The 18,283-nt window shown below is 62.6% G+C and carries 16 protein-coding genes; 12 read left to right on the forward strand and 4 right to left on the reverse strand.

Annotation, left to right across the window (positions count from 1 at the left end; genetic code table 11):
• The first annotated feature begins 401 nt into the window (after positions 1-401).
• Positions 402-2,330 (forward strand): acetate--CoA ligase, encoded by a 1,929-nt coding sequence (acs, locus tag QME84_05090; GenBank protein ID MDI6873641.1) that lies wholly within the window; start codon positions 402-404, stop codon positions 2,328-2,330.
• Positions 2,331-2,889: 559 nt separating this feature from the next.
• Positions 2,890-4,338, forward strand: a complete 1,449-nt coding sequence (locus QME84_05095) for a flippase (GenBank protein MDI6873642.1) — start codon at positions 2,890-2,892, stop codon at positions 4,336-4,338.
• A gap of 69 nt (positions 4,339-4,407) precedes the next feature.
• Here the strand turns inward: QME84_05095 and QME84_05100 are convergent, their stop codons facing one another.
• Positions 4,408-5,478, reverse strand: coding sequence for a hypothetical protein (locus QME84_05100; protein MDI6873643.1), 1,071 nt, complete (start codon positions 5,476-5,478; stop codon positions 4,408-4,410).
• A gap of 774 nt (positions 5,479-6,252) precedes the next feature.
• Here QME84_05100 and QME84_05105 point away from each other — a divergent pair.
• Both QME84_05105 and QME84_05110 read left to right on the forward strand, forming a co-directional pair.
• The gene (locus QME84_05105) at positions 6,253-7,437 is read left to right on the forward strand and encodes a thiolase family protein (protein MDI6873644.1); all 1,185 of its coding nucleotides are present in this window, start codon (positions 6,253-6,255) and stop codon (positions 7,435-7,437) included.
• Positions 7,438-7,993: 556 nt separating this feature from the next.
• Entirely contained in the window at positions 7,994-8,560 is a 567-nt protein-coding gene (locus QME84_05110; GenBank protein ID MDI6873645.1) for a hypothetical protein, read from the forward strand.
• A 94-nt stretch (positions 8,561-8,654) separates the two neighbouring features.
• Here QME84_05110 and QME84_05115 read toward each other — a convergent pair whose 3' ends face one another.
• From QME84_05115 to QME84_05125, 3 genes are all read right to left on the reverse strand, one after another.
• On the reverse strand, positions 8,655-9,143 hold the full coding sequence (locus QME84_05115) for an inorganic diphosphatase (GenBank protein ID MDI6873646.1): 489 nt from the start codon (positions 9,141-9,143) through the stop codon (positions 8,655-8,657).
• Positions 9,144-9,303: 160 nt separating this feature from the next.
• On the reverse strand, positions 9,304-9,810 hold the full coding sequence (locus tag QME84_05120) for a cation transporting ATPase C-terminal domain-containing protein (protein MDI6873647.1): 507 nt from the start codon (positions 9,808-9,810) through the stop codon (positions 9,304-9,306).
• A 109-nt stretch (positions 9,811-9,919) separates the two neighbouring features.
• Entirely contained in the window at positions 9,920-10,213 is a 294-nt protein-coding gene (locus QME84_05125; GenBank protein MDI6873648.1) for a hypothetical protein, read from the reverse strand.
• Between the two features lie 200 nt (positions 10,214-10,413).
• Between QME84_05125 and QME84_05130 the strand changes: the two genes are divergently transcribed.
• The 8 genes from QME84_05130 to QME84_05165 all read left to right on the forward strand — a co-directional run bounded on the left by QME84_05130 (position 10,414) and on the right by QME84_05165 (position 18,099).
• A complete protein-coding gene (locus QME84_05130) occupies positions 10,414-11,112 on the forward strand; it encodes a response regulator transcription factor (GenBank protein ID MDI6873649.1) in 699 nt (232 codons plus the stop codon).
• Positions 11,109-12,908, forward strand: a complete 1,800-nt coding sequence (locus QME84_05135; protein ID MDI6873650.1) for an ATP-binding protein — start codon at positions 11,109-11,111, stop codon at positions 12,906-12,908. Before QME84_05130 ends, QME84_05135 begins: the two co-directional genes overlap by 4 nt.
• Before the next feature lie 237 nt (positions 12,909-13,145).
• Positions 13,146-14,003: a phosphate ABC transporter substrate-binding protein gene (locus tag QME84_05140; GenBank protein MDI6873651.1), complete on the forward strand. Its 858-nt coding sequence runs from the start codon at positions 13,146-13,148 to the stop codon at positions 14,001-14,003.
• Between the two features lie 94 nt (positions 14,004-14,097).
• Positions 14,098-14,964, forward strand: coding sequence for a phosphate ABC transporter permease subunit PstC (pstC, locus tag QME84_05145; GenBank protein MDI6873652.1), 867 nt, complete (start codon positions 14,098-14,100; stop codon positions 14,962-14,964).
• An 86-nt stretch (positions 14,965-15,050) separates the two neighbouring features.
• Complete coding sequence (gene pstA, locus QME84_05150) at positions 15,051-15,935, forward strand: phosphate ABC transporter permease PstA (protein MDI6873653.1); 885 nt, start codon at positions 15,051-15,053, stop codon at positions 15,933-15,935.
• A 10-nt stretch (positions 15,936-15,945) separates the two neighbouring features.
• Positions 15,946-16,845: a phosphate ABC transporter ATP-binding protein PstB gene (gene pstB / locus QME84_05155; GenBank protein ID MDI6873654.1), complete on the forward strand. Its 900-nt coding sequence runs from the start codon at positions 15,946-15,948 to the stop codon at positions 16,843-16,845.
• A 302-nt stretch (positions 16,846-17,147) separates the two neighbouring features.
• Positions 17,148-17,783 (forward strand): phosphate signaling complex protein PhoU, encoded by a 636-nt coding sequence (gene phoU, locus QME84_05160; protein MDI6873655.1) that lies wholly within the window; start codon positions 17,148-17,150, stop codon positions 17,781-17,783.
• 187 nt (positions 17,784-17,970) lie between these two features.
• Complete coding sequence (locus tag QME84_05165) at positions 17,971-18,099, forward strand: hypothetical protein (protein MDI6873656.1); 129 nt, start codon at positions 17,971-17,973, stop codon at positions 18,097-18,099.
• The last annotated feature ends 184 nt before the right edge of the window (positions 18,100-18,283 follow it).

An 18,283-nucleotide genomic window follows, 5' to 3' on the forward strand; every position in this document is an offset into this window, starting at 1 on the left:
ATCCATGTCCTCGATGGGATCTTGGCCCGGTATCGACGCGAGGAGGATGGAGGCCGGGTTGGCCGTGCCTTGCTGCCGGGGGATCAGGATCGCCGGGTCTGCATTGAAGATTAGAATCCCCCGCCCCGTTCCCACGATCGGTCCTTAAAACCATGGAAGGCGGGGTGAGGCGAACCTGGCGGCAAGATCAGCCCCAGCCGACGTTTGGTTCCCCTCCCTAGCGCCAATAATGAGTAAGCGATGGGGATGTGGCCATACGCCTGGCCTGTACCGCGTTCCCGCCGTGGAAGCGAAAAACGAGGGCCGGGCGCGAGGCTGGTTTCTTAGGGGGCCGTCCACGGTATCGAGGCAAGGGAGGCGCCCCGGTTTCGAAAGGAATGGGGAGAAGGAGGCGAACGCACATGTCCGAGCGCGACCTGGAGACTACGGACCGGATACTTAAGGAGGAGAGAATCTTCATGCCCTCCCCGGAAATGGTGTCGGCATCCAACGTGATGGCCTATGCCCGGGAAAGGGGATTTTCCGACCTGGAGCAACTGTATGTCTGGGCGGCCGACAACTACGAGGAGTTCTGGGAGGACATGGCCTCCCGACTGCACTGGTTCCGGCCGTGGGACGGGGTGCTCAGATGGGAATGTCCGGATGCGCGTTGGTTTGAGGGAGGGAGCTGCAACATAGTCTACAACTGCCTCGACCGTTACATGGAGATGACGGTTCGCAACAAGGTGGCCTTCTACTGGGAGGGAGAGAACGGGGCGCGGAAAATCTACTCCTATTCGCGCCTTTACGACGAGGTCAACCGCCTCTCGAGCGCGCTGGTCCGCATGGGTATAGGGAAGGGAGATCGCGTGGCCATCTACCTCCCGCGCATTCCGGAGCAGGTAGTGGCCATGCTGGCCACGGCGCGCATCGGCGCGGTCCACACCCTCATCTATTCCGGGCTGAGTGAGAAAGCGCTGGCGGAAAGGATGCAGGATGCGGAGGCCAGGCTGGTCATAACCGCGGACGGGTATTATTACCGGGGGAACGTGGTGGAGCTCAAGGCGGTGGTGGACCGGGCCATCCGCTACTGCCCCAGCGTGGAGAGGATAATGGTGGTGCGCCGGACGAAGAACCGGGTGATGATGGTCACCGGGAGGGACGTGTACCTCGATGAGGCCGTGGCCCTGGCCGACCGCTACCAACCCTGCGCGGAGATGGACGCCGAGGATCCGCTGTTTATCCTCTACACTTCGGGCACCACCGGGAAACCCAAGGGAGTGGTGCACGTGCACGGCGGGTACATGGTGGGGGCCTTCGCGACCACCCGGCTGGTCCTGGACCTCAGGCCCGAGGACGTGTACTGGTGTACGGCGGACCCGGGCTGGATCACCGGCCATACCTATATCGTCTATGGGCCGCTCCTGAACGGGGCCACCCAACTTATATACGAGGGCGCCGTGGACTATCCCGACCCGGCGCGCCTCTACTATAACGTGGATGCCTACGGGGTCTCCGTGCTCTACACCGCTCCCACCGCGGTGAGGGCGCTCATGCATTTCGGAGAGGCCTGGCCGTCCAAGTTCTCCATGGAGCGGGTGCGTCTCCTGGGCTCGGTGGGAGAGCCAATCAACCCGGAAGCGTGGGTGTGGTACCGAAGGGCCTTCGGAGACCGTTGCCCGATTATGGATACCTGGTGGCAGACGGAGACCGGCATGCACATGATAACTCCCCTGGTCCCCCTGCCCCTAAAGCCGGGATCCGCGGGACGCCCCTTCCTGGGACAGAAGGCCGAGGTGGTGGACGCGGAGGGAAATCCCGTACCGCCGGGGAAGGGAGGGTACCTGGTGTTGCTCAATCCCTGGCCGTCCATGATGCGTGCCATACACGGGGACCGGGAGAAATACGAGAGCTACTGGAACCGTTTCCCCGGCAAGTATTTCGCCGGGGACGCGGCCACCGTGGACGAGGATGGCTATTTCTGGATACAGGGAAGGGTTGACGATGTCATTAAAAAGGCCGGCTACCGCCTGGGTTCCATGGAGATAGAGAGCGCCCTGGTCTCCCACGAGGCGGTGGCGGAGGCGGCGGCCATAGGCCTTCCCGACGAGGTGAAGGGCGAACGAATCAAGGCCTTCGTGGTCCTCACCCAGGGAACGCGGGGGAGCGATTACCTGGCCGATCGTTTGCGAGACCACGTTCGCTCCACCATGGGAGTCATAGCCGTTCCCGACGAGATAGCCTTCGTGGACAGCCTCCCCAAGACGCGGAGCGGCAAGATCATGCGCCGCCTGCTCAAGGCCAGGGAGCTGGGACAGGAGGTGGGTGACCTCTCCACCCTCGAGGAATGATCGCCGGAAGCGGGAGAACCTGGACTGAGCCTCGGTGGTGGCGGCGATGACGTGACCTTTCTGCGTCCGAATACCGGGTCAGGCTCTCCATGTTCTGAGCGCAGACTCCTTGCCGCGACGAAACCGAACAGTCCAGGCATGGAATGCCGATGGGTTTTCATGGCTTCACCTGATGTCAGCTTCGCGTCTTGAGTTGTATCCGGGGGCGACATTCTGTGGTACCGGATGGCGTGGGTCAGAAAAAAAGATTTCCCCATCAAAAAAACAGATTTCCCATAAAAAAAAAATTCCCCTTCCTTTGTCTCTCGTATCAGTCCTGTATCAGTCACACACCTCGTTCAGGGATTAACCCTCAGGTTTCCCTGGAATGGCTCGAAAGTTTTTCCCTGACCGAACCGATTGACATATCGTGAAGGGGGCTCCATAATCACCCAATGGTCCCGGCGAGCGGGGACCGCGGGCGGGGGTGAAGCCCCGCCTTGCTTTGGAGAAGGGTGGATTCCCGGCGGAGCGGGAGGTTCTCCCTGGAACGAGCGCACCAGGAGCTAAGAGGGGCGAGTTGGAGGACGCAAGAAGGGTAGCCAGGAACATACTCATGATCATGGGAGGGGGGACCTTCCGGGCGGTGCTCATGCCCCTCTTCACCGTGCTCATCGCCCGCAAGCTGGGCACGGAGGGCTTCGGTGCCTATTCCTTCGCCCTGTCCCTGGCCTACATCCTGCTCATCGTGGGGGAGATGGGCCTTCCCAAGCTGGTGGTGAGGGAGCTGGCCGCCAACCGGGACCAGGTGGCCCGCTACGTGGGGGACCTCACGGTGCTGAGGCTGATAACCGGGCTGGCCAGCGCGGGGATCATCTATGCCATCATAGCCTTTACCTCCCGGTCCTCCGATACCAGGCTTCCCCTCTTCCTCATCGGGCTCAGTTACGTGGTCTTCACCGGGCTGAGGCGCTTCTTCGACGCCGTCTTCCAGGCTTTCGAGGTCATGAAATACCAGGCCATCTCCGATATCGTGGACATACTCCTGACCTTTGGGGTGGGCTCCGTCCTCCTCCTGCGGGGTTACGGCCTGGTAGGGATCTCCTACGCCCTGATGGTGGGAGCGGTGATATCCATGGGGGTGGATTTCATGATCCTCACCCGCAAGATGGGGCAGCCGGTTTTCACGCTGGACTTGGCTTTCTGGAAGAAGATGGTAGTAGGCGCCCTTCCCTTCGGCATCATCGGGCTGGTCACCTTCGTCTTCGGGTATACCAGCACCGTCCTGGTCTCCGCCTTCAAGGGGGATTACCAGGCCGGCCTTTTCAGCTCCGCCTACCGCATCATCTGGGCCATGGCCGTGGTGCCCGCCACCTGCATGACGGCCGTGTTCCCCTTCCTGGCGCGGGCGAGGAACGATCCCGCCCAGCGCCACCTGGAGGCGGTGCGCAGGGTGGTCAAGTACCTGGCCTGCGTGAGCCTTCCTTTCTGCGGCCTCCTGGTCCTGTTCTCCTCTCCCATCATCACCACCGTCTATGGGGAGTCCTACCTCTCGGCCCGTACCGCCCTGTGGATCCTGGCCGCCGTCCCCCTGTTCAGTTTCACCTACATTCCCCTCATCGAGCTCATGAATGCACATTACAAGCAGAGGTTCAGCGTGCTGGCCATCCTCGCCTGTGCGGGCGTGAACGTCGTCCTTTGCGTGGCCTTGACTCCCTGGCTGGGTTTCCTGGGGGCGGCGTTGAGCACCCTGCTCTCCGAGTCGGCCATGCTGGGGATAACCGTCTACTTCGCCTGGCGGCACATGAGCGTCCACCCGAGCCTGCTGGGAAACTGGAAGCCCGCCCTAGCCGCCCTGGCAGCTGCGCTGCCGTGCCTGCCCCTGCGCTCTGCCCTTCCCTTCTCCGGGCTGGTGTCGATATACGTGGCCTCTTACCTGGGAGCCCTCTTCGCCCTGCGCACCTTCGATGCCGACGACTGGAGGATATTCCTCTCCGTGCTTCCCCGTCGCGCCAGTTCCCGGGCATGAGGTGAGGGGGGCAGGCCGGCCGGGATTTTACGAGAGGAAAATTCGGCGGTTTACCACCTTGCGGCGCCTCTACCGGGCGGTGATTTCCAGTTCGAGGACTCCTTCCGAGGTGAGTTCCCATTCTGCCGTGGATTCCCGCCCGGTGGAGGTCTCCAGGTAGCCCTGCAGGAGACCCACGATCATGAGGTGGAGAGCCGCGTTTTCAAGGCGCATACGGAGCCGGTCGCCCTCCAGGGACAGGGTGCGCAGGTTGCCCAGGCCGCGCAGGGCCAGCAGCTTCCGGAACTGCTCCTCGCTCTCGATCTCCTGCAGACGGTAGAAACCGGACTTCACGAATCTCCGCTGGGCTTCCACGATGGCGCGGGGTATCTCCTCCCCGAGCTCCTTCTCCAGCTCCTCGAACACCGCTTCCTGGTAGGCGGGGCCCAGCATGGCCAGGCGCCTCCCGGTGGTGGTATCGGTGATGGTGCCCGCTTCCAGGTCCCAGCGCAACGCGGAGAGGCCCTGGGGTCCCCCGCAGGTCCCGCACCTCTCCAGCTCCACGTCGCCCTCGAGGAGGTGGTATTCCCTGAGCTCCAGCCTCCCTTGGAACTGGGGAGGATGCTCGGCGGGAAAGGCGTTTATCTCCACCTCCTCGGAGGAGACCAGGCGGTACTCCACGTCGTTGTCGCGGCGGGTGACAGCCTCCACTGCCCCCGCCAGGTCGCCGCACCAGAGGGGGATGGAGTAGGGATTCCTCACCCGCTGCCTCAGGTAATCGTCGTCGTCCTTCTCCCAGCGGTAACCCACCAGGTTAACGTCTCCGTAACCCATGATGCGGGCGAGGTTGTTGTTGGCCTGGATGAGGAGGTTCATGTCTAATTCCTTCCTGGCCACCATGTCCTTGACTTCCTCGGGCACCAGGCGGTCGATGTATTCCCGGGTGGCCCTGCGCTTGGTCTCGATGACGATGCGCTCGATGGGCAGGCCGATGATCTCCTCTATGCCGCGGAAGAGGTGGTCCAGGTTGGCGCTCTCCACCAGGACCATGCGGTGGCTGCGGTCTCCGCTCTGAACTATCACCCCGTTCTCCAGCCAGACGTGGTTGTCGACGAACTGGCAGGGGACCCCGCATTCCGGGCAGAACTTCGTGCCCTCCATGATTCCTCCCTTCGTCCTCGGCTACGCAGGACGGTTACCGGATGCATCGGAAACCCCCGGCTACCGGGAATTCCTCCTCTTCTTTCCCGCTAACCGGCGACCGTTTCCGCGTGTGGCATCATTCTACATCAGGATGTTTAAGGCCCGCATGATTGGCCACGGGAATCATCAACTTTCTCAGCGGGGGGATTCCATGAGCGGCTTGAACAGGGGGAGCAGGGGCATCAGGGGACGGAAGAGGGAGGTATTGCGGGTCATGCGGTAATTGTCCGGCTCGCCGGGTGGAAAGGGGGCAAGAAAGGATCGGACTCGGCAAGTCCGGGACCGGGAGGTTGCGCCGAAACACGGCTTACCGGGGATGAAACGAGAGCCCGGTTCTTGAACCAGCTTTCGGGCTCGCCGTCCAGTCCGGCAAAAACCTCATCTTCGCCGGGCGACAGCGACGGGAGCCCGGTTCCCCGGCCCGCCTTCGGGAACGGTTTGCGTGATGACGGGCGGCCCGTAAAAATCGCCGAAAAAGAGAAGCCTTCCGGATGCCCGAGTTCGAGTACTCGGATGTCATGAATCTGGTATAATAACCCCTGCCTTATTTGCTTCCTCGGTAACTTGTCCGGGATGCGGGGCGGGAGGAGGCGACATCTCGGTGGTCCGAGGCCGGCGAGAGTAACGGCGGCTTGCAGTTTACGCAGGAGAGATAGCATCTCCGCCGAGAGGTGTTTCGGGGTAAGCATCAGAGAAGAGGAAAGCAGAGAAGAGGAAAGCGAGGGAAGGGACATGGCAGAGATCAAGGAAGCGGTCCTGGTGGACGGAGTGAGAACCCCCAACTTCCGGGCTCACAAGGAGAAAGGATGGGCCCGGCACCTGCGTCCGGACGAACTCCTCACCTACGTGTACAACGCGCTTTTCGAGCGCAACCCACAGGTGAAGCCGGAGGACGTGGACGCGGTGTTCTGCGGCACTGCCAACCAGACCGGCATGCAGAACGACATCGCCCGGCTGGGCTGGCTGGCCTCCGGGCTCCCGGAGAGCGTGCCCACCAACGGGATCAACCAGCAGTGCCCCTCGGGGATGTCGGCCATTGAGCACGCCTGCCGGGCCATCATGGCCGGGGAGGGAGAGATCTTCATCGCCTCCGGGGTGGAGGACATGATGAACGTGCCCATGGCCGCGGGCATGGACATCCCGCCCCGCATCGCCCAGTACTACAACCCGCTGGAGCTCCCCATGGGAGCCACGGCCGAGAAGATCGCCGAGATATACAACGTCTCCCGCGCCGATGCCGAGCTGATGGCCTACTGGAGCCACATCAAGGCCCGCGAGGCCCGCGACGCCGGGAAGTTCAAGGACGAGATCGTTCCCATTCCCGCCCTGGACGAGAACGGCAACGAGTTCCTGTGCGACCGCGACCAGTGGATACGTGACAATCCCAGCCTGGAGCAGATGGCCCAGATGCAGCCGGCCTTCAAGCCCGACGGCATCGTCACCGCGGCCATCAGCTCCCCCCTGACGGTGGGAGCCTGCGCTGCCCTGTTCATGAGCCGGGAAAAGGCTGACGAGCTGGGGCTCTCCTACCACCTGCGTTACGGCGGCGGGTGCATGGCCGGGTGCGACCCCACGGTCATGGGCATCGGGCCGGTGTACGCGGTGCAGAAGCTCCTGGCCCGGAAGGGCCTCACCATTGAGGACATCGACCTCTGGGAGCTCAACGAGGCCTTCGGTACCCAGGCCCTGGCGGTCATCCGCGAGCTGGGTATCGGTTACAACGCCCCCTTCGACAACATCAACGTGTGGGGCGGCGCGCTGGCCCTGGGCCATCCGCTGGGGGAGTCCGGGTGCCGCATCGTAATCACCCTAAACAACATCATGAAGAAGGACTTCCCGGAGGCCAAGAGGGCCATCGCCACCCTGTGCGGCGGCTTCGGGAACGCCAACGCCACCCTCTGGGAGAAGGTGGAATGAGCTGAGCCTTGAGAAAAGGAAGCGGGGGCGCGGATCACCGCGCCCCCTTTCATTTCCACGGAGGATTCCGTGGCTGGAGAGCGCGGGCTGCCGTCTCGACGGGTGAAACGGAACGGAGCACGCAGGGGGTTCGGCGGGTCGACCAAGGGTTTTCCGCTGGAAATAACGCGATCCAAGGGCGCGAAAGGGACCGAATGGGTGGAACGAATCGCTGTGTGCCAGCATGGAATGGAAGACCCGTCGTTCCAGCCGGGGAATGGCTCAGGGAAAAACACGCTTCGTGTCGAAGGATTGGAAGAGAGGTTCGCCCGGCGGATGACATGCTCATGAGCGGGAAGGGGCCGTTCGAGGTCCTTGCCCGGAGGCCCGGTGAACAATGAAAAACACTGCCGGGCGGAGAGATCGAGGAACTTCCAGATTTTATCGGTAAGGATTCGAGGGCATTTTCAGGCTGAAGGGTTGATAGAGGGTTGATGTTCTTTCTGGAAAGACGCAGAAGCGGACGATGTGGGCGTCCCGGGCGGCGTTGCGTTCCAGGTCAAAGGGGTGGCGATCCGTGATACCGGTTATAGTGGTTGCCGTGGTCCTTGTCGACCTGGTCGTTGACATGGTCCTGGTCCGGTGGTGGATACGCAAACTCCGAAATGAAGCGGTCAACGCCCTGCGCGAAGCGGTGGGCGGGGAGAAGGTCTTCCACGTGGAGGACTGCAATTTCTTCGGCCGGCAGTCCCGGGGTTACGCCCAGGTGAGGGGGAACGGCCTGCTGGCGCTGACCGACCGGGGGATCCACTTCCGCATGTTCCTGCCCCGCAGATACTTGTTCATCCCCCTGGAGGACGTGGGCTCCGTGTCCGTGGCTGGTTCCTTCCTGGGGAAGTCCCGGGGGAGGAAGATCCTGCGCGTGGATTTCCGAACCTCCGGTGGAGGGGATGACGCCTGCGGGTGGCTGGTACCCTCCCCGGGGTGGTGGGTCGAGGCCCTACGATCCCTCTCGGCGGGAAAAGAGCCCCCTCCAACCCCGTGGAAAGAAAAGATGGGTGATGTAACGACGAATAACCCTGCATCCCATGGCTCGCTTTGGCTGCTGGAAAGTCGCGCGTCATGTAAGGTAAAAATTTTCTAACTCCCATCCCATCAGGAGAGGTCGAGCTTCAGGGAGGCTCGCAGAAATAGCATCATCACTGGAAAGTACAATCCTTCCCCTTGAACAATCCCCCTCAGGCCGTCCTGCACCGGAGAAGATATTCCTTAGCTTGGCTGGAATCCCTCCACCCCCTGCTTTGCACTTCCTTTGCTTCAAGTTTCTTATAGGTGAGGAAGAAATTCTCGATCTCCACCAGCAGGTGGGGTGGAAGCTGGCCGATGTCCGCGAACGGGGACCAGCGGGGGTCGTTGACCGGCACTGCCAGTACCTTGTTGTCCACTCCCTTTTCGTCCTCCATGAGCAGGATCCCGATGGGCTTGGCCTCTATGAGGCATCCCGAGAAGGTGGGCTCGTCGAGCAGAACCAGTACATCCACCTCGTCGCCGTCCTCGGCCAGGGTGTCCTCGATGTATCCGTAATCCGCCGGGTAGTGAACGGCGCTGAAGAGCACGCGGTCGAGCTTTATCCTGCCCTTCCGGCGGTCGTATTCGTACTTGTTCTTCGAGCCCTTGGGCACCTCGACAACCACCGAAACGATGTCCGGAAAACCTGTAGAAGACATTTCTTTTCCACCTCCATGTTCAATAACCTCGTCATCATGTATAAAGGTCGTGCCTGAACGGCACAGGTTCTCGTTTCTTCAGGGAACCTTTCCTCAAATATTAAGGGTTCCTGCCGCCGACCTTTTCAAGGACCGTCATCCTTAAATTCCGCATTATTCATCAGGATGGAATATGCCGGTAAAATATGCGCTTGGTCAACTCTGCCCCCAGCGCATAAAGGAAGACGATGAGGGCCAGCACGGGAAAGAAGGTAAAAGGAACCTTCTGGAAGCCCAGCACCTCTGCAACCGGCAAGAAGGGAAGTGCCAAGGCGGTCGCGATCACCAGGAAGGAGGCCACGGCCAGGAATCTCCCGGCCCGACTGCGGAAAAAAGGCTTACGGGTACGGATGATCAAGACGATGAGGGAGGCGGAAATCACGGACTCCATGAACCACCCGGTGCGGAATTGGCGGGCGTCGGCGTGGAGCAGCAGAAGGAGCGCGCCGAAGGTCAGGAAGTCGAAAAGGAAGCTCAGGGGACCGAAGACCAGCATGAACCTCCTTATGAAACCCACGTCCCACCGGCGTGACCGTTCCACCAGTTCCGGGTCCACGTTATCGGTGGCGATGCCCATTTCCGGGAAATCGGTCAGGAGGTTGGTCAGGAGTATCTGGCCGGGGAGCATGGGCAGGAAAGGAAGAAAAGTGCCCGTGAGCAGGCGGGGCGAGGAATGCCTATCATCTCCCCCAGCCGTCGGGCCGTCAGGGGGTTATCGCCGGTGATGATCTTGAGTCCTACCCCCAGGTTATGCAGTCGCCGCACCGTCTCCTCGACCCCCGGCTTGGGGGGTCATGGAAGACAAGCAGGCCGGCGAAGGTCATCTCCCTCTCGTCGTCCGTGGAAATGGTCGTCTCATCACCCATCCTGCGGTAAGCCACGCCCAGCACCCGTAATCCCTGCCGGCTCTGCTCCTCGTACAGGCGCTGTATGTCGGCGTAGACATCCTGCAGGTCCTTTAATTCATCCTCCGACAACTCCGCGGGGGCGCAGATCTCCGGCACCTTCTCCAGGGCTCCCTTGGTGACCATCAGTTAGCCCTTCCTGTCCATGCCGGCCCGGCTTCTTTTGCGGCATCCTCTCCCATTCTAAGCCCTCCGACAGCCCGTGTCTCCTTTTCGTCTTGCTTACACGGAGGTAGCCTGTCGCCATGTTCGGTTTAAAGGGTTGGAGGTGTATATTACTCACCGGGACCGTTTTTATCGGTTTCCCGGTGAATGGCGAGAAGGTCATGAAGAAGATACTCATCATCGAGGACGAGAGGCCGCTGGCGGAAGCGGTGGCCTTCAGCCTGGAGAGGGAGGGCTACCGGGTGGACATCGCGCTGGACGGGGAGAGCGGCTGGAAGAAGTGCCGGGAGGGAAGCTACGACCTGATCATCCTGGACCTCATGCTCCCAGGTATGGACGGCATGGAGATATGCCGGAGGCTGCGCGGGGAAAGCGACGTCCCGGTGATCATACTCACGGCCAAGGATTCCGACGTGGACAAGATACTGGGACTGGAGATGGGCGCCGATGACTACGTGACCAAGCCCTTCAACATGCGGGAGCTGATGGCGAGGGTGAAGGCTGTCCTGCGGCGCTGGACGGCGGAGAAGGAGCAAAGGGAGGAGGGACTTCTGCGGGCGGGGGACATCGTGCTGGACCGGGAGCGGCACGAGGTAAGGGTGGGTGGAAGGGTAGTGGAGATGCCCCTCATGGAATACCGCCTGCTCGAGATCTTCCTGTGCCACCCCGGGAAGGCCCTGCCACGTGAATACCTGGTCAGCCAGGTATGGGAGGGAGACTATTACGGGCAGAGCAAGACCCTGGAGGTCCACATCAGGCGCCTCCGGGAGAAGATAGAGGAAGACCCCTCCCACCCCAGCCGCATAATCACCGTCCGCGGGGTGGGTTACAGGTTCGAAGTGAGCGGGGACGGGGATTGAAGAGCCTGAAACGCATCCTCATCACCCGGTATACCGCGCTGGTGACCGCGGTTCTGGTCCTCCTCTCCTTGCTGGTAATAATTCCCATCAGGAGCTATACCCTGGCCCGCGAGAGGAGGGACCTCGAGGTGCAGGCGCGGCTCTTCGCCGGTCACGCTGAATCCTACTTCCGGGAGCAGGTGTCCGCACCCGAGATCGATGACCGGCTCGAAGAGCTGGCGGCCCACCTTCCCCTCAGGCTTACCCTCATCGATGTGGAGGGCAAGGTACTCGGGGATTCAGAGTTTCCGGCAGAACTGATGGAAAACCATGCCGGAAGGCCGGAGGTCGCCGCCGCCCTGCGCGGGGAGGTCTCCTCCGCCAGCCGCGAGTCGCGCACCTTGGGGGAAAAGTTCATTTACGCCGCGGCGCCCGTTGAGGTGGACGGGGAGATCGTCGGGGTGGCGCGCGTCTCCGTACAGGAAAAGGACGTCATGCCGGTCATCCTGAGCGTATGGTGGATATTTCTGGTCGCCTTCGGATTGCTACTGGCAGTCATCGTGGTAACCAGCATCTGGACGGAAAGAACGGTGGTGGGAGCCCTGGGAGAACTCCGGGAGGCGGTGGCCTCCGTGGCCAAAGGGGAGCTGGTGAGGAGGGTCGCCGCGCCCCGCGTGGCGGATTTCTCCGAGCTGGCGAAGGGCTTCAACGTCATGGCCCGGGAAGTGCGCCTACGCGTCGAGGAACTGGACTCCGAGAGAAAAAAGCTGGAAGCCATACTGGAGAACGTGTCCACGGGAATACTGGTGGTGGACGGAGAGAACCGCGTGCTGCTCCTCAATCCCGCCGCGGAGGCCATCCTGGGCGTGAGGGCCGAGAGGGCGAAGGGGCGACGGCTCATCGAGGTTTTTCCGGGCACCGAGGTGGAGGAGGCCGTAAGGCTTGCGGTGGAGGGGGAAAAGGTGGAGAGGGAGCTGGAGCTCGTCTATCCGCGCCACATGACCCTGCACTTGAAGTCGCAACCGGTGAGGGCGACTGACGGCAGGGTGTCGGCCACCGTCAGCACCCTCGAGGACGTCACCATGTTAAGGAGGGTGGACCGCATCCGGCAGGACTTCGTGGCCAACGTGTCCCATGAGCTCCGCACACCGGTGGCCACCGTGCGTGCCCTCGTAGAGTCCCTCCTGGGCGGAGCGCTGGAGAGCAGGGAGACGGGGGAAAGATTCCTGCGCGACCTGGACCGCGAGACGGCCAGGCTGGCCCAGCTGGTCGAGGACCTGCTCGCCCTGAGCCGGCTGGAGGCTGGCGAGACGGTCCTGCAGGTGGAGGAGTTCCCCCTGCAGGACCTGGTCGGTGAACGCCTGGAAAGCAAAGCCAAGCTGGCGGCGAAGTACGGGGTGGAGATGGCAGCCGATCTGAGCGGTGACGTAAGGGTGACGGCGGACCGCCGGCTCTTGGCCACCCTGCTGGACAACCTCCTGGACAACGCCGTCAAGTACAACCGCCCTGGCGGACGGGTGTCGGTGGATTACCGGATAGAAGGGGACGTGGTGGTCCTGGAGGTCAGGGATACGGGCGTGGGCATGCCCCGCGAGGAGCTACCCCGCATCTTCGAGAGGTTCTACCGGGTCGACCGGGCGCGTTCCCGGGAGACGGGAGGCACGGGCCTGGGCCTTTCCATCGTGAAGCATATAGCGGAGCTCCACGGAGGCTCGGTGAGCGTGGAAAGCGAGCCCGGCGAGGGCTCCGTCTTTTACGTCCACCTGCCGCAGCCCCACCAAGGCAACAAGGAAGGCGCCGGCACGGGTGACACATAATGTAAGGGATCATTTTATACCGGGTCGATAAACGCCCCAAGTTTTAAACGGCGCTTAAACTAAATTTTCAAAAGAATTTAACCAACCTGAATCCGCATTTAAACGCCCGTCCCTGTAATTGGTTCTGGAAGTAACAGGTATGCCGGAATTGCGGGTTCTCCTGCGTTTCGAGCGCACGCAAGGGAAAAGGATGTGCCGAGGGAGATTCTCCCGCAGGAAAGAACGAGGAGGTAGGCAATGACCAGAAAGAAGGCCTTTTCGGTCGCCGCCGCCGCGATGGTGACGCTGGTGCTGGTCCTGGCGGCGGGATGCGGCGGAGAAAATGGGGGCGCAGCGGGCGGAGAGGAGAAGCCGGCGCTTTCGGGCACCCTGAACCTCTCCGGTTCCACCACCGTGCTGCCCCTGGCCCAGGAAGCGGCGGAGATGTTCATGGACGAGAACCCGAGGGTCACGGTCAACGTGCAGGGTGGGGGCTCCAGCGTGGGCATTTCCAACGTCGCCGAGGGCGTGGTGGACATCGGGAACGCCTCCCGCGATCTCCAGGACGAGGAGAAAAACCTTGGGCTCGTGGACCACAAGATCGCCCTCGACGTCATAGCGGTAATAGTCCACAAGGATGTTCCCGTGGACGACCTTACCGCCGCTCAGGTCAAGGACATCTTCACCGGGAAGATAACCAACTGGAAGGACCTGGGAGGTCCGAACCAGGCCATCAAGGTGGTCGTCCGCGACGAGGCCTCCGGGACCCGCGAGATGTTCGACGAGAAGGCCCTGGAGAAGGAGAAACCGGTTGCCGGCGCCATCGAGTGCAACAGCAACGGCATCGTGCGCCAGACGGTTTCCTCCACCCCTTTCTCCATCGGCTACATCTCCTTGGGATACCTGGACAACTCGGTAAAGGCCCTGAAGTACGAGGGGGTGACGGCCAACAAGGAGAACGCGGTGAAGGGCTCCTACCCGCTCTCCAGGTACCTTCACATGTTCACCAAGGGAGAGGCCTCGGGGCTGGCCAGGGCCTTCCTGGATTTCGTCCTCTCCGAGCGCTTCCAGAACGAGGTGGTGGCCAGGGAATACATCCCCGTGAACCAGATCTAAGGGGGCTGCATGGGCGCTGCACGCAGGGTTTCCCCCTCGTGCGACGCGTGACCCTCCGGAGGATATCGAGGCGACTTGAGGAGATGGATGCAGGATGCCGGCGATAAGCAGGGAATGGCTGACGAGGAAGGTCCTCCTGGTAGCAGCCATGATGGTCGTGGTGGGCCTGGTCACGGTCGTCTTCTTCGTGGCTAAAGAGGCCCTACCCAGCCTGAGCCAGGCCGGACCGGCCAACCTCTTTTCCTCCGTCTGGGACCCCCGGGAAGGGCGCTACGGGATGCTGGTCTTTCTCGTGGGAACGCTGGCCACAACCGCCGGGGGGCTCCTCCTGGGCACCCCCCTGGCACTGGGCTTGGCCCTCTTCCTCACCCAGGTTGCCCCCCGGCGTCCCCGGGAATTGTTCTCCCGCCTGGTGGAACTTCTGGCGGGTATTCCCTCCATCGTCCTGGGATGGCTGGGATTCACCGTCCTCGTGCCCCATATCCGGAGTATCACGGGGTCCTCGGGAAGCGGGATACTCGCCGCCTCCATCATCCTGGCAGTTATGATCGTGCCCACTGTCGCAGCCATTTCCAGGGACGCGCTGGAGGCAGTACCCGCCTCCTACACGCAGGCGGCCCTGGCCCTCGGGGCCACCCGCTGGCAAACCATCAGCGGGGTGCTCCTTCCCGCGGCAAAGCACGGCATCCTGGCCGCGGTCATTTTGGGGATGGGCAGGGCCATGGGGGAGACCATGGCCGTGGCCATGGTCATCGGGCCCGCCTCGGTCTTTCCCACCTCCCTCACCTCCCCCACCCACACCCTGACCACCAAGATCCTCATGGAGATGGGGGAATCCACCGGCCTACAGCGGTCAGCCCTTTTCGCCATGGGCTTGGTGCTCCTCCTTCTGGCCATGGCCCTGGTGATCCTGGTGCGGCTGGTTTCCAGGGCGCGTGAAAGCTACGCGGTGATCGAATGATGATAGACGAGGAAAACACCGTCACGCTTCCGGAAGGGACCGGCGTTTCGAGCCGGGTCGGCCCGGAACAGAGGGAAGATTTCGCGTTGGCCCGGCGTTACCGCGGCAGGCGTTCCGCGCAGGCGCTGGTGGATCGCCTGGCCACGGTGGTCATATGGTCGTTCGCCCTGCTGGCCCTGTTGGTGGTGGTCACGGTCATCGGAATCATACTCTGGAACGGCCTGGGCGCGGCGCTGTCCCCCTCCTTCGTGTTCGGGAAGCCGCAGGCCATGTGGGAGGGAGGCGGCATCTGGCCCATGGTGGTCTCCTCGTTTTACCTGGCCGCCCTCACCCTGGCGCTGGTCATCCCCCTCGGGGTGGGGGCGGCCGTCTACATGTCCGAGTTCGCGAGGGAGGGGCGCCTGGTGCGCCTGGTGCGCTTCGGGGCGGATTCCCTGTCCGCGGTCCCCTCCGTCGTCTTCGGCATCTTCGGGATGGTGGTCTTCGTCATCTACCTCGGCCTGGGGTATTCGTTGCTGGCCGGCGCCCTGACCCTGACCCTGCTGAACCTGCCCACGGTGATGCGCTCCGCCGAGGAAGCCATAAGGGCGGTGCCGCGGTCCTACCGCGAGGCCGCCCTGGCCATGGGCTGCACGCGATGGGAAACGGTGAGGAAGGCCGTCCTTCCGGTAGCCGTGCCCGGCATCACCACCGGAGCCATCCTTTCCGCGGGGCGCATAGTGGGCGAGAGCGCCGCCGTAATTTACACCGTGGGGCTGTTCGTGCGCAAGGTCCCCTGGTCACCGTTCCGGCCGGCCGCTCCCATGGCCGCCAACATCTGGCACATGTATACCGAGGGCGCACTGGTGCCGGACTGGTTCCGGGTGGCCAGCGGGGAAGCGGCCTTTCTCCTCCTCACCGTGCTAGCCCTCAACCTCGCGGCTCGAATGACGGCGAGAACGGTGAGGAAGCGGATGGGCTACCGCGACTGAGGGGAAGAACATGGCGAGGATCTTCGCGGTTCTGGAATCGCTGCGCGGGAACCGGGGTGGGAGGGGCGTGAAGGAAGGCGACGACGTGCCCCGCCTCCGCGACTCGAAGCGGGCCGACGGGTTCGCGGCTCCCAAGGACGGCGCCAAGTTCCGCCTCCGCGACATGGACCTCTTTTACGGCGAAAGGAAGATACTGGAAGGAATCACCCTGGATGTTCCGGAGAGGAGGATCACCGCGGTTATCGGTCCCTCCGGCTGCGGCAAGTCGTCCTTTCTCCGATGCCTCAACCGCATGAACGACCTGGTGGAAGGGTGCCGCGTGGAGGGGGAGGTCCTCCTGGACGGCGAGGACATCTACCGGAGGGAATGCGACGTGACCTCCCTGAGGCGGAGGGTGGGGATGGTCTTCCAGAAGCCCAACCCCTTTCCCAAGACCGTCTACGACAACGTGGCCTTCGGGCCGCGGGTGCTGGGGATCAAGGACCGCGGGGTGCTCGACGGCATAGTGGAGTCCAGCCTGCGCAGGGCGGCGCTGTGGGAGGAGGTAAAGGACAAGCTGGGGGAACCGGCCCTGGCCCTCTCGGGAGGGCAGCAGCAGCGCCTGTGCATAGCCCGCGTTCTGGCCGTGGAGCCGGAGGTGATACTGCTGGACGAGCCCTGCTCCGCCCTGGACCCCATAGCCACCCAGCGCATCGAGGACCTCCTCGCCGAGTTGAAGGAAGAATATACCATCGTCATCGTGACCCACAACATGCAGCAGGCGGCCAGGGTCAGCGACTACACGGCCTTTTTCCTCATCGAGAGCCAGGGTGAGCCCGGGCGGCTGGTGGAGTTCGGGGAGACGAGCGCCATTTTCACCGCCCCGGCGGACGAGAGGACGGAGAGGTACATAACCGGGAGGTTCGGTTGAGCCAAGTGGTAAACGTTACCACATCATCACCCGGTGCGGGCATGGGGGAGCCGGGGATCTGGGCCGAAACCGGCGCCATTCCTTCTTCCTCGTCTATGGGGTAGGGTATCGCCGGCTCCGTCCGGCGCGGGATACTTGCACCTCCGGGTCGAAGTCCTTTTGAGGCGAGAGGCGTGGATATGGGAGGTTCGGGTGGGGGTGTGAACGGGAGGAAGGGGGACGGCCGCGCGTGGGAGTGACAGGAATGTTCCGTGAAGCGGGTTCGGAGCAAGGTGGACGGTGACATCGGAAGGAGAGGGATCTTGGAGGCCAGAAAGGATTTCCACCAGAGGCTCGACGAGCTGTATCGGGAGGTTCTGCGCATGGGCGGCGAACTCCTGGTCACCCTGGAGAAGACCCGCCTGTGTTTCCTGGAACTGGACCACGCGGCGGCCGACGAGATCATCGCCGGGGATGACCGCTTCGACGATCACCGCTGCCGGCTGGAGGAAGAGGGCCTGCAGCTCCTGGCGCTGCAGGCCCCGGTGGCCGTGGACCTGCGCCTGATCATCGTCATCATGCGCCTGGCCCACAAGTTCGAGCGCATGGCCGACCTGTGCGAGGACATAGCGGTGGCAGTCAAGAACATCCATGCCGGGGGCATACACGCCTGGATAAGGGAGGCCCTGGATGAGATGGCCCGCCGTTCCCTTCGGCTGGTGGAACGGGCCCTGCAGAGTTTCAAGGAGCGCGACGCCGGGATGGCCCGGGAGCTGGAGGCCATGGACGATCCTGTGGACCGGCTTTACCGCGGCTTCTTCCGGGAATTCGACCGGGGGAGGGAGGAGGAGCTCGACGTAGCCGTGAGGGTGGTCATGATCGCCCGCTTCTTCGAGCGCATAGCCGACCATGCCGTGGACATCGGGGAAAACGTGCTCTTCCTGGTCGAAGGATCGTGAGGCACACTTCCCTACCTATGCTTGCGCCGTTCATCTCCGGTAAATATAATTACCCCACTGCCAGTTTGAGCGATGGGAGAGGAACCGCGGATATCGGCTAGCTGGGGATCTGTCTATCAGGTCGATGAACTTCCGGTTCCCTTCCCCTTCAGGCGAGGGGACCGGACGGGCGAGGAAGGGTGGGAAGATGCCGAAGATAGAGACCTGTCCCCAGTGCGGGCTCTCCCTGTACATCAGCAGCCAGCACGCCTGGATGCCCAACGGCGTCATCCAGGCCCGGCGGGATAGCCGACAGCGCCTGGTGCTCTTCGAGTGAGGCAACTTCGACCCCCTATTAATGGGATCTCCGAACTGATCGGGATCCCCATAGAAAGGCTGGTCATCGACGCCTCGAGAAGGTCCACGTGCGATTACATGAGGCACGTGGTCCCGGATGACGTCAAGGAGATGATCAGGAACCGGGAGCTGGAACTCAAGCCGGTTTTCGACTCCACCTTCCT

This window comes from Actinomycetota bacterium, assembly GCA_030019255.1.
Taxonomy (GTDB): Bacteria; Actinomycetota; Geothermincolia; order Geothermincolales; family RBG-13-55-18; genus Solincola_A.

Excerpts from the sequence above, each read along its gene's own strand:
- QME84_05115 (MDI6873646.1), bottom strand. The coding sequence starts at position 9,143 with ATGTCTTCTACAGGTTTTCCGGACATCGTTTCGGTGGTTGTCGAGGTG.
- QME84_05100 (MDI6873643.1), bottom strand. The coding sequence starts at position 5,478 with ATGGAGGGCACGAAGTTCTGCCCGGAATGCGGGGTCCCCTGCCAGTTC.
- pstC (MDI6873652.1), top strand. The coding sequence starts at position 14,098 with ATGCCGGCGATAAGCAGGGAATGGCTGACGAGGAAGGTCCTCCTGGTA.
- QME84_05125 (MDI6873648.1), bottom strand. The coding sequence starts at position 10,213 with ATGGTCACCAAGGGAGCCCTGGAGAAGGTGCCGGAGATCTGCGCCCCC.
- QME84_05105 (MDI6873644.1), top strand. The coding sequence starts at position 6,253 with ATGGCAGAGATCAAGGAAGCGGTCCTGGTGGACGGAGTGAGAACCCCC.
- acs (MDI6873641.1), top strand. The coding sequence starts at position 402 with ATGTCCGAGCGCGACCTGGAGACTACGGACCGGATACTTAAGGAGGAG.
- pstB (MDI6873654.1), top strand. The coding sequence starts at position 15,946 with ATGGCGAGGATCTTCGCGGTTCTGGAATCGCTGCGCGGGAACCGGGGT.
- QME84_05165 (MDI6873656.1), top strand. The coding sequence starts at position 17,971 with ATGCCGAAGATAGAGACCTGTCCCCAGTGCGGGCTCTCCCTGTACATC.
- QME84_05140 (MDI6873651.1), top strand. The coding sequence starts at position 13,146 with ATGACCAGAAAGAAGGCCTTTTCGGTCGCCGCCGCCGCGATGGTGACG.
- QME84_05130 (MDI6873649.1), top strand. The coding sequence starts at position 10,414 with ATGAAGAAGATACTCATCATCGAGGACGAGAGGCCGCTGGCGGAAGCG.
- QME84_05120 (MDI6873647.1), bottom strand. The coding sequence starts at position 9,810 with ATGCTCCCCGGCCAGATACTCCTGACCAACCTCCTGACCGATTTCCCG.